Source organism: Limnospira fusiformis SAG 85.79, from assembly GCF_012516315.1.
GTDB lineage: Bacteria > Cyanobacteriota > Cyanobacteriia > Cyanobacteriales > Microcoleaceae > Limnospira > Limnospira fusiformis.
Genome location: NZ_CP051185.1, coordinates 3,262,030 through 3,273,873, shown reverse-complemented (window position 1 = coordinate 3,273,873; position 11,844 = coordinate 3,262,030). Strand labels below are relative to the sequence as shown.

The 11,844-nt window shown below is 47.0% G+C and carries 6 protein-coding genes, 1 tRNA gene and 3 pseudogenes; 4 read left to right on the top strand and 6 right to left on the bottom strand.

Annotated elements, in window-relative coordinates:
• Positions 1–47: 47 nt before the first annotated feature.
• Together HFV01_RS15375 and HFV01_RS15370 are read left to right on the top strand one after the other, a co-directional pair.
• Positions 48–419, top strand: a pseudogene (locus HFV01_RS15375) (transposase); the annotation flags it as partial.
• Between the two features lie 18 nt (positions 420–437).
• Positions 438–599, top strand: a pseudogene (locus HFV01_RS15370) (IS4 family transposase); the annotation flags it as partial.
• A 16-nt stretch (positions 600–615) separates the two neighbouring features.
• Here the strand turns inward: HFV01_RS15370 and HFV01_RS15365 are convergent.
• The 5 genes and pseudogenes from HFV01_RS15365 to HFV01_RS15340 all read right to left on the bottom strand — a co-directional run bounded on the left by HFV01_RS15365 (position 616) and on the right by HFV01_RS15340 (position 7,381).
• Complete coding sequence (locus HFV01_RS15365; RefSeq protein WP_006669054.1) at positions 616–840, bottom strand: hypothetical protein; 225 nt, start codon at positions 838–840, stop codon at positions 616–618.
• Positions 841–1,053: 213 nt separating this feature from the next.
• Positions 1,054–1,124 (bottom strand) — tRNA-Gly (locus HFV01_RS15360).
• An 80-nt stretch (positions 1,125–1,204) separates the two neighbouring features.
• Positions 1,205–4,825, bottom strand: coding sequence for a response regulator (locus HFV01_RS15355; RefSeq protein ID WP_006669053.1), 3,621 nt, complete (start codon positions 4,823–4,825; stop codon positions 1,205–1,207).
• A gap of 1,169 nt (positions 4,826–5,994) precedes the next feature.
• Positions 5,995–6,174 (bottom strand): hypothetical protein, encoded by a 180-nt coding sequence (locus tag HFV01_RS15345; protein WP_071533620.1) that lies wholly within the window; start codon positions 6,172–6,174, stop codon positions 5,995–5,997.
• A gap of 332 nt (positions 6,175–6,506) precedes the next feature.
• Positions 6,507–7,381, bottom strand: a pseudogene (locus HFV01_RS15340) (IS630 family transposase).
• Positions 7,382–8,250: 869 nt separating this feature from the next.
• On the opposite strand from HFV01_RS15340, the gene HFV01_RS15335 reads away from it, so the two are divergent.
• Both HFV01_RS15335 and HFV01_RS15330 read left to right on the top strand, forming a co-directional pair.
• Positions 8,251–8,856: an IS607 family transposase gene (locus HFV01_RS15335; protein ID WP_193521287.1), complete on the top strand. Its 606-nt coding sequence runs from the start codon at positions 8,251–8,253 to the stop codon at positions 8,854–8,856.
• Positions 8,813–9,928 carry an RNA-guided endonuclease InsQ/TnpB family protein gene (locus tag HFV01_RS15330; protein ID WP_318286289.1) on the top strand — a complete coding sequence of 372 codons (1,116 nt, stop codon included), beginning with the start codon at positions 8,813–8,815 and terminating at the stop codon, positions 9,926–9,928. Before HFV01_RS15335 ends, HFV01_RS15330 begins: the two co-directional genes overlap by 44 nt.
• A gap of 832 nt (positions 9,929–10,760) precedes the next feature.
• Here the strand turns inward: HFV01_RS15330 and HFV01_RS15325 are convergent.
• Positions 10,761–11,636: an IS630-like element ISAtsp1 family transposase gene (locus HFV01_RS15325; RefSeq protein ID WP_006668645.1), complete on the bottom strand. Its 876-nt coding sequence runs from the start codon at positions 11,634–11,636 to the stop codon at positions 10,761–10,763.
• Positions 11,637–11,844 lie beyond the last annotated feature (208 nt).

Below are 11,844 nucleotides of genomic sequence, written 5' to 3'. Positions count from 1 at the left end.
ATTCCCTTTTGGCTAAGACTTTCAGCTTTTTTGTCCTGTACTGAGATTGGTGGATTATACCTTACGTCAATACAACTCTATTTAGTCGAGTGTTACAGGAGTTTGCTGCCGAATTTAAATTAGGTCCAAATCAACACATTATGTTAGTGGTTGATCAAGCCGGATGGCATATCAGTAAGAATCTGAAAGTACCCGAAGGACTGCATTTAATGTTTCTACCGTCCCATTCCCCGGAACTACAACCAGCAGAAAGACTGTGGCCTCTGGTAGATGAACCCATTGCCAATCGTTCATTTGAGAATCTTGATCAGCTAGAGGAACTCTTGTGTGCTCGCTGCCGAAGTTTGTGGAAACAGCGCGAATTAATTCGAGGCTTGACCAGTTTTCATTGGTGGCCTCAAACCGAGACTTTACTATAATTGATTATCCGGACTTGATATCACAGTATTTTTGGGCTCGGATTATCGGGTTATGCTTGGAGCCAGTCGCTAGTTTTCTGGCAAGAAGAGATGTTAGCATTGATGGCCCTCAAGCCTCATAAAGCTCAGAATTTTCGGCAAGGACTAAATGCTCTATCCCTTGTACAGCAATCAGTCTAGCTCTCTTGTCACCCTCTCAGGGTGTACACTCAAGATTGGCTATCTTGGGTAGTCGTTTCCCGGTAGGTGGCTGCTTAAACTGCAATAGCAGATTGTACCTAGTCCCGGACTTTTGTAACTTGAGAGTCACTCCTTTGGGACATTCCCCTTTAAAGTCTTGATAGGCTTTCAAGAATCTAGCGTAACTCTCATCGTAGTTGCCCTTCCCCCCTACAGTAGGGGTATTAGTAGCGTTACTCATTTTTTACTCACTTGTTACTCTGCTACGGTTTTGAGTAACACCTAAGTAACGGTAGAATAGGGGTTATAGGCTATGTATCAGGTTCAAGTCCGCCTCCTGGCATTTTCGGAAAAACCTGATCCTGACTGCGATCGCAGCTTATTGCTTAACTCGATAGTCGCAGTCGATTAGTAGGCTATTACTCATAACCTAGCCCTGGCATGGTAGGAAAAAAGCGGGCGGGGGGAATCGAACCCCCATCATTAGCTTGGAAGGCTAAGGTTTTACCACTAAACTACGCCCGCAAATTTGCACTTAACTAATCTAACACAGGAAAATAAAAATTGCAATAGTGCGATCGCATTTTTTCCCCAATTATCTGCCATTAAGCTGTATCCCTTACTGATTCAGGTTTTGGGTTAATCACACAAGTCATTACCGGCTCATCAATGCCTTTAAGTTCGAGAAATTCGCGCTTAATAATCTCCTCATCGGGGACATACTGAGCCACCATAGCGGATACCATAATGCTGTTGGGGGCAGTAGCCTCCTGAAGACGGGCAGCAATATTAACCGAAGGACCGATCGCCGTAAAATCCGATCGCTCTTGGGAACCAAACAACCCCACCACAGCCATACCCTGGTGAATCCCACAGCGGAACCGCACCGGAGGAACCTCATTACGGCCCACCAAACCTCGTTCCTGCCAACCCTGGTTAAGTTTTTCGAGAGCCACCAACATTTGTCTAGCCGTAGCGATCGCGCGTCGGACTTGTTCAGAGGGGCTCATCTCCTCCGGGGCTCCATACAAAGCCATAATCGCATCTCCTACAAACTTGTCAACAGTCCCCTGATTCTCAAAAACCGCCCGAGTCATTTCTCCCAAATACTCATTAAGCAATTCCGCCACCCCCTGAGACTGTAGAGCATTAGACATCCGAGTAAAACCGACAATATCACTAAATAAAATGGTAATCAGCCTCGGTTCCGGGCGCAAATCCAGAGTCAAGTCCCCCGCCGCCGCCTTTTTGACCATAGACTCCGGCAAAAACCGTCGCAATACTGATTCAGTCAGATACTTATTCAAATGGGCTACCCGTCGTTCCTCTGCCTTGAGGGCCTGTAAATTCCTGACCTCAGCTATCAACTCCCGGTCATTAAAAGGCTTAGAAACATAGGCATCAGCGCCGCGCTCAACCCCTTCGATGCGGGTATCCTCATCAGCCTTAGCAGTCAACAAAATAATTGGAGTTCCCCTAAGTTCAGGTGAGGAGCGAATCATGCGAATCAACTCCAACCCAGACACCTGGGGCATCATCAAATCAGTAACAATCACATCAGGATGATAAGTCTGAGCCTTGTTAAAACCATCAGCGCCATTCTTAGCCAAAACTGCATTAAATCCGGCATTTTGCAACATCATCGACACATAGCGGCGCAAATCGGGGTTATCATCCACCACCAGGACAGTATTAGACCCCAACTGTCCGTGGTCCGTGAGGGAAGCCGAACCGTCAGCAACCAAAACCTCCGGCAGATTTATGTCGTCAATTTGTACATCTGGTAAATCGACCTCCACATCAGCCAATTCTACGGCTGCTCGACGTGCATCAAACTCAGCGGGAACATCAAGGACTTGCTCTGGTGGTAGATGAAGATTCCCCATTTGTAGCCAGACGGTAAATGTAGTTCCCTGACCATACTCAGACTCTACAGTAATGCGACCATGATGGAGTTCGACCAACTCTTTAACCAGAGCCAATCCCAAGCCACTCCCCTCAAAGGAGCGATTGGCTGAACCTTCAGCTTGTCGGAAGCGTTCAAATAAATGGGGGAGTTGTTCTTGTTTAATACCAATCCCGGTATCTTTGACCATAAGACGGCAATAATTCCCTTCGGGCTGGAGACTAACGGTAATAGTGCCATCGGTGGGGGTAAACTTCATGGCATTAGAGAGCAAATTGTAAAGGACTTTATCAAACCTTTCCAGATCAAGATAAAGTTGGGGGCAACTCTGTAAATTGGTAACTAGATTAATTTGTTTGCGATCGCAATAAGACTTAAATGATTCCACCGTTTGCTGACAAAACTCCACCAGGTCACAGGGGCGAAAACTGGGCTGCATTCGTCCCGCATCAAACCGTTGCAAATCCAATAATTGATTAACCAAGCGCAATAGTCGCCTGGAGTTACGCAGAGCAATTTTCGCTTGGTCTAATGACAGATCCTGCTGTTGATTAACCACCGTTTCCAAAGGACCTATCATCAAAGTCAAAGGGGTGCGAAACTCGTGGGAGACATTTTGAAAAAACTCAGTTTTGAGGCGGTCGGCTTCTAATAGGCGTTCTGCTTGCTGGCGTGTTTTTTGGTATAGACGAGCCTGCTGTACCGCCAAAGCGGCTTGGGCTGCCACTAACAGGACCATATCAATTTCGGAGGGTTGCCAATGGCGAACTTGGTGATTTTGGCGTAGGGATATGCTGCCAATAATATCACCATCGAGCAATAGTGGCACGACCAATAGAGCCTTAGAAGGCGATCGCAAAGGCAACATCACCATCGAGTCTGGTCGCTGTTCGATATCAGCGATCGCCACCGGAGCGCGAGTTCTAATCAATTCCTGAAGCACCGGGTTGCCACTAATAGGAGCCGCCGACTGAGGCAAATCATCGGACTGATCGGACTCAATGGATTGATTAGTTTCTACCCCCAATAGGGGCAAATTCGTCGTCGTGCTGGTATCAGGTTCAGACAAAGCCGCCGGTCTAGTCTCTACTACTGTTTCTTTAATCGCCGCATTATAAAGGCCTACACACTGCATATATTCATCTCCCGGACTCCAGAGAGACAAAGCACAGCCATCAACCTCCAAAGCCTCCCCCAATTGCTCAGTGATAGCCGCAAAAATTTTCTGAGGGTCAAGACTAGACCGAATAGCATTGGTAATCGTATTAACCAGCGCTTCCCTACGAGCCAATTCTCGCACCTGCTCGTATGCGCGCACCTGAGACAATGCCAAAGCCGCCTGATCTGCTACACCCGCAGCTAACTGCACTTCATGTTCATGCCAATTACGGGGCGATCCCGTGTGGTGCAGCGCCAAAACCGCCAACAATTCCTGACGGTAATACAGAGGCACTATCAAACTGGAGCGAATATCTGCACGTTGGTAAACGTCTCGTCGCTGCTGCCATTCTGGTCCATCGTGGTCAGAAATATCATTTCCCAAACCTTCCGAAAGAATCATTACTTCCGTAGTTTCCCAAACCAGGGATCTCAATTCCAGATCATTATTATTGATAACGCTGATGTTGTCTGTCGTGGAATTTTGATGATTCTGACCTTCCGCTAAGTATGCGAACCACTCCTTCCCTTGTGTAGCAGTGATATCCTGTTTGGTAGGGCTGACTCCAGCCCCCAGCCCTATCAGGTCTGAACCCACACCGAATGAACGCAGCAGACAATAGCTCACCTCAAACATTTTACCCACTGTTTCAACTATGCGCTGCAACATTTCCTGGGAATTAGGACAGGCGCGAATGGTACTTGTCACTTCATAAAGTAACGATTCCTGTTTTTGTGCTAGGCGTAGTTCCTCTGTGCGAGATTTCAGGACATTATGAGTTTCTAAACCTTGCTGAACGATCGCCTTGAGTTCATCAGATTTCCAAGGTTTAGTGACATATTTAAACACCTTACCGGAGTTAATTGCCTCTACCAGGTCTTCAACATCCGTATAACCAGTGAGGATAATGCGGATCGAATCGGGATATTGAGTCGCGGTCAAACTGAGAAACTCTGTGCCACTCATATAGGGCATCCGCTGATCAGAGATAATTACTGCTACTTCCCCCACCTCTTCTAAGATCTTCAATGCAGCCGGCCCACTTTCGGCTTTGAGAACTTTAAATTCCCGATGGAAAGTCCGGTATAGCAGATCTAAATTATCTGGCTCATCATCAACCACTAATATGGTGGGCTTCAATTTTCTGTTGGGGGAACTCATGCACCGATCTCCTGCTGGAAGGGCTCATCAATTCGGGGGCTTCGATGGTCAGTACTGGCACTAATGTGTCTGTAGGGGAGTAGATTACACCGTAGGTGACTCTTCACCATAAGCAAGCCAACCCACCAACCCGCCCGTCTAATTTGAGAGTTGTTCGCGATTAGGTAGACCATTGTAGACCGCTGAGTTCCAGAGGGAGCTATATTCATCTACAAGTGAGCGATACGGAATGTTTGACTATGTGCCTTTTCATCAACTGAGTTTAGTGGGAGGTTTAGCAATATTGTTCCAGCGGTCCCCAGACTGTTACACCCTCATGTTAATCATACTTTATCAAGAAACTGGGTCTCAAACCTTGCACTTCAGGGCGACTTCGTGATACAATAGTAATGGTTGTGCGAGACGTTTAGGAGTGAAATAGGGCTGCAATGCCTGAAATAACCTCCTATTGGGACTTCTATTCCTTGGTAGAATATAAGGAGTGCGCCCTGACCATCCCATAACTATCTATGTGTTCCAACATCTGGACTCGACACCCAGATAAGGCAGAGAGACTCAAGGTCAAGACAGAACACTAGAACGATGGAGTTGTAACCCATCTAGTAAAGCAGGAAGTTGAGAGTAACGGCGGTAGCCACCCCCAGTTTCAGGATTCACAACCCGTCAGATTGAAGCGGGGAACGGAAGGCGTAATAGAGGAACCTACCTCTCACTCGACCACTGCCAACCATCCATGATTAGGGAAACCGAATGTCTGGCTTGAACCATCGTAACTATTGGGCAGCGAAACAGGTTGACACGCTGCGCTCAAAGAGTAAGGGGAAAAGTAGGAGTTTAAGCAAGCTACCCAGAAGCAACGTTTCGTTGTGCATAGACCTTTAAAGTACCCCGGTGGACAGGACAAATCTAAAGATGGAATGCCCACACAGATGGAACGTTTAAAACCCCTCATTGGCTCTCAAGTGGCGGGATGTACCCGTGGAGTAGTGAAAAGTGTAAGCGTATGGTGCGAGACGTTCGGGTATGAAATAGGGCTGAAATGCCCGAAATAACTACCCGGTGAGGATTCCAGCTCCGAATCTGGATATAAGGAGACCTCTCCTGAGCATCCTCATAACTGGTTATATGTCCCGACGCTTAGGGAACTAAGCAAGGCAGGGAACTCAAGGTCATAAACGAACTGAGAAATCAGGGAGTAGAGAGTAACGGCGATAGCCACCCCCAGTTTTGGAAATCATAACTCCAGGATTGAAGCGGGGAACGGAAGGCGTGAGGTAGAACCTACTACCAAGACGCGACCAATGCCAACCATCCATGATTAGGAAGACCGAATGTCCGACTTGAACCATCGTAATACACTAGCAGCGAAATAGGTTGACACGCTGCGCTCAAAAGGGCAAGGGGAAAAGTAGGGGGTTCATCCGACTACCTACACAGACCTTTAAAAGTACCCCGGCGGAGAGGACAAATCTAACGATGGAATGCCCATATAATCGGAACGTTGTAACCCCTCTAATGCTCTGCCTATAAACCAGTGAGTAATGCTATTCACAAGGCAGTAGTGAAAAATGTAAGCGCATGCTTAGAGGGTGAAGGATGTGACCAGAAGCTAAAGCCCAATTGTCATGGTTGGGATATGCCCACAGGTCACGGTGGGGATATATAGCATTAGTCAAGGTGGTTAGGACGCAGCTTTGAGAACGGAATCCATGGCATCATGGAGAGGATCAAACTGCTCAATGCAGTGACGAATACGGGCTTTCAGCCACGACCAACATTTCTCTATCTTGTTGAGGTCTGGCGAATAAGGTGGTAGATAGAGTAAACGGCATTGAGCTGCCTCCACCAGTTCAGCAATCCGCCCCCCTTTATGAAACGTTGCATTGTCCAATACTAGAGTCTGACCTGGCTTCAATGCTGGAATTAAGATGAACTCCAACCACAACTCAAACACTGTCCGATTACAACAACCCTCAAAGCTAAAGGGAGCTAAGAGTTGTTGATGACACCATGCGGCTATCATACTTACCCTGCCCTGCCTCTTCCCTGATTTGAGTGCATGGAAGCGTTTTCCTTCCTCGCAGTAACCATAAGGGTAATCCGAGTCCTGACTATTCATGCCGGCTTCATCGAGGTAGACCACTTCTTCCGGCTCCATCTATTCAATCTGAGCCATAAACTCCTCTCGCTGTTGCTTCCAACGTTCTTGGTAGCCGTAAGTTTTTTTCTGGTGAAGCCAATTTTCTTCAAGGCTCTGGATATGGTGCGAGGAGAGATGTCGTCATCCCAAAGTTCAGCCATTTGAGCGGAGGTTTTGTGGCCATGCTCTTGGGCAAAAGCCTTGAATTTCTGCCAGTCGGTAATTTTGTGGTTATTGCCAGGTCGGTGATGAGGTTTAGGGAGGAAGTCTCCGGTCTGTGCTTTTCTTTGCAGCCAGAGATTAATGGTGTTCCTGCTGACATGGAAAACTTGACTGGCTTCTGTTTTGGGCATACCGTCTAGTTCAATGGCATCAATAACTTTTTGTCTGAGGTCGTAACTATAGGGGGCTGGCATTTTTGGTCTTCTTAGTCATCTCGTCCTCTCCATTATACGTCCTAAGTGTTCTGTCTTGTGCTATAGATACTGCGGTCAGTAAGAGTATAATGGCGAGGACGAGTTTAAAGACTACGTGGTGCATATAGCTCTGAACATCGAAGTAGAAAGCAGGTCTCTTGATTCTGCTCCTTTGACAAATAGGGTATCCACACCAGGAGCCGTGTGATGGGAAACTATCAAGCACGGTTCTGAATGGTCGAGGGTGAAGGTGACTTCACTCTCGACCCCTAACCCTTTAAGGGGAAAGGATGTGATTGAAAGCTAATGCCTAACTGTAATGGTTAGGATATGCCCACTAATCACGGTGTGGATATAGAGACCGCGATAAGTAGGAGTTTAATGGCGAAAGCGAGTTTAAAGACTAACGCAAGCATATAGCTCTGAAAGTTGAAGTACGAAAGCAAGGGGTAGTAACCTTGTTCCTACTGACAAATAGGGTATCCACATCAGGAGCCGTGTGATGGGAAACTATCAAGCACGGTTTGGAAGTGGAGTTGGGGAAGGTGACTTCCCTTTCGACCATAACCAGGTGGCAATACCGCTCACATCGTGAAAATTCTGCTGAAATAGCGCAGCACTTTTGAGGAGAAAATAAACAAGCAAGAGCTACCGAAAACTCTTTAAACAGGGCAGTAACCGAAAACTCGGCGAATGAATTAGTCAGCGTAGTGCTGTAGAAATATTTTTGCTGTAAGGTAGATAGGGTAGGGCATACCCGAATCTTGGTTGCAATACCAAAACGCTTGGAGAGCATGATTTAATCTCAAATTAGGTTAATATTTTAGGGCAATATGGTATAAGAAGCGAGAAGAGTTGAGGATAAACCTATTGCCAGATATGTCAAACCCAAGGAAGCGGCTCAAATCCTTGGAGTCCATGAAAGAACACTCCGCAGATGGGACGAAAATGGCTCAATCGAGACCATCAGAACCCCCGCTGGGCAACGACGATACAACGTTGAGTCATATACTGCCAAATCAGGCAGTGACAAACGCAAAGTCGTTATCTATGCCAGAGTTAGTAGCCACGCCCAGCAGTCAGACCTCAACCGACAGGTGGCCGCACTGTCCAACCTCTACCCCGAAGCAGAAGTCGTCTCAGAAATCCGAGGCGGGCTCAACTTCAAGGGAAAGAAAATGCTGGCCTTACTGGGACATCATTTGTCAGGAGATGTCCGCATGGTTGTCGTTGCCCACCCAGACCGATTGGCAATATGGGGATTTGACTTGTTTCGATGGCTCTGTGAGCAAAACAGGTGTTCACTCATGGTTCTCAACCAGACAAGTCTCAGTCCAGAACCAGAAATGGTTGAGGACATCCTCGCCCTCCTCCACTGCTTTAGCTCCAGATTATACGGACGGAGTAAATACAAAACTCAGGTCAAAGAAGATCCGGATTTACCCCAGCCCCGAGCTAAATCAAGTCTGGCGTAAATGGCTGGCTGCTTGTCGGTATTGCTACAACCAAGCAATTGCATTATCTAGGAGTGGTAAACGACTAAGCAAACTGAAATTACGCAACGAAGTGATGCAGAGCGACTTACCCGAATGGGTCAAAGAAACACCCTGCCACATTCGGCAAAATGCCATCTTTGATGCCTATCAGGCTTTGAGCGCCAGTCCTGATGCCAGGTTTAGAAGTTGTCGTGACAGCTCTCAAGGGATTAAGTTCAATAATACTAATTTCTCTTCAGGGAGTTGGTATCCAAGACTAACGAAAGGATTAACTTTCATGGTTTCCGAACCCATCCCTAAAACTTGCGGGCAAGGGACTCAGTTGGTGTTTACCAAAGGTCGATGGTTGGCGATTTTCCCTGAACCAGTTGCCGTTACCCCAACTGACGCTACTGGCGTGATTGCATTAGACCCGGGCGTCCGAACTTTTATGACCGGGTTTGATGGTTCACGGTTTCTGGAATTGGGCTCCGGGGATATTGGACGCATTACTAGGCTATGTCAACATTTGGATGATTTGATGAGCCGAATCGCCAAGGAACCCTGTCGTTCAAGAAGGCGACGGATGAGGCAAGCGGCTCAACGAATGAGAACCAAAATCCGCAATCTAGTTGATGAAGCCCACAAACAAATTGCTCACTACTTGACTCACAACTACAGCATAATTTTTCTGCCGACCTTCGAGACTTCCGATATGGTTGCCAAGGTGAAGCGTCTAATTAGGTCTAAGACTGCCCGCGCCATGCTGACATGGGCGCATTATCGATTCAAACTAACCCTGAGACATCAAGCCGAGATAACTGGAACCACAGTTGTAGATGTGACGGAAGAATACACCAGCAAAACCTGTACTCACTGTGGTCAGATGCATTCCCAGCTAGGTGGCTCAAAAGTGTTCCGATGTCCTGAGTGTGGGTTCACTCTACCCAGGGACTGGAACGGTGCTTTTGGAATCTTTCTAAAAGCTTTGCGGGATACCGCCTCTGTTACCTTAACGGGTAATAGTGCTATCGTCGCATTGTCAGGCAATAGCCGGATAAATGTCGCGTAAATGTATCAGTGAACCACTAATAGGGTATCTAGATAACAAGGTGCGAGACGTTTAGGAATCAAATAAGGCTGCAATGCCTGAAATAACTTCCTAATGGGACTTTCACCCCTTGGTGGAATATAAGGGATTCACATTCCTGACCATCCCATAACTGTTTATATGTCCCGACGCTTGGAGAAATCTAAGCAAGGCAGGGGACTCAAGGTCATAAACAAACTGAGAAATCAGGGCGTTGAGAGTAACGGCGATAGCCACCCCCAGTTTCAGGATTCACAACCCGTGAGATTGAAGCGGGGAACGGAAGGCATGAGAGAAACCTAATCCCAACAATCCGACCACTGCCAACCATCCATGACTAAGGAAATCTGAATGTTCCGGCTTGAACCATCGTAATCTAGAAGCAGCGAAATAGGTTGATACGCTGCGTCCAAAAGGGCAAGGGGAAAAGTAGGGTAATCTTGTTATCACCTACACAGACCTTTAAAGGTACCCCGGTGGAAAGGACAAGTCTAAAGATGGAATGCCCATATAAACGGTACGTTTAAACCCCTTTTAGGCTCTCGGCAGGTACATCTTGTTGAGTAGTGAAAGTGTAATCGTATGCCTTTAAGGGGAAGGGATGTGACTGAAAGCCAATGCCTAATTGTAATGGTTAGGATATGCCCACTAGTCACGGTGTAGATATAGTTACTGCAATCAACAGGAGTTTAACGGCGAAAGCGAGTTTAAACACTACGATGTTGTATTTAGCTCCAAAAGTTGAAGTACAAAAGCAGGGGTTGGTAACCCTGTTCCCGTTGCCAAGGGGTATCTATAGCATTAGTCAAGGTGGTTAGGACGCAGCTTTGAGAACGGAATCCATGGCATCATGGAGAGAATCAAACTGCTCAATGCAGTGGCGAATACGGGCTTTCAGCCACGACCAACATTTCTCTATCTTGTTGAGGTCTGGCGAATAAGGTGGTAGATAGAGTAAACGGCATTGAGCTGCCTCCACCAGTTCAGCAATCCGTCCCCCTTTATGAAACGTTGCATTGTCCAATACTAGAGTCTGACCTGGCTTCAATGTTGGAATTAAGATGAACTCCAACCACAACTCAAACACTGTCCGATTACAACAACCCTCAAAGCTAAAGGGAGCTAAGAGTTGTTGATGACACCATGCGGCTATCATACTTACCCTGCCCTGCCTCTTCCCTGATTTGAGTGCATGGAAGCGTTTTCCTTCCTCGCAGTAACCATAAGGGTAATCCGAGTCCTGACTATTCATGGCGGCTTCATCGAGGTAGACCACTTCTTCCGGCTCCATCTGTTCAATCTGAGCCATAAACTCCTCTCGCTGTTGCTCATCACGTTCTTGGTAGCCGTAAGTTTTTTTTCTGGTGAAGCCAATTTTCTTCAAGGCTCTGGATATGGTGCGAGGAGAGATGTCGTCATCCCAAAGTTCAGCCATTTGAGCTGCTGTTTTGTCGCCATGCTCTTGGGCAAAAGCCTTGAATTTTTGCCAGTCGGTAATTTTGTGGTTATTGCCAGGTCGGTGATGAGGTTTAGGGAGGAAGTCTCCGGTCTGTGCTTTTCTTTGCAGCCAGAGATTAATGGTGTTCCTGCTGACATGGAAAACTTGACTGGCTTCTGTTTTGGGCATACCGTCTAGTTCAATGGCATCAATAACTTTTTGTCTGAGGTCGTAACTATAGGGGGCTGGCATTTTTGGTCTTCTTAGTCATCTCGTCCTCTCCATTATACGTCCTAAGTGTTCTGTCTTGTGCTATACATCAGGAGCCGTGTGATGCGAAAGTATCAAGCACGGTTTTGAATGGGAGTGGGGGAAGGCGACTTCCCTCTCGACCCCTACCTAATCTTCTAGCAAGCTCGGTTCAGACATAACAGTTTAAGACCTAAATAGGGGTAAAACC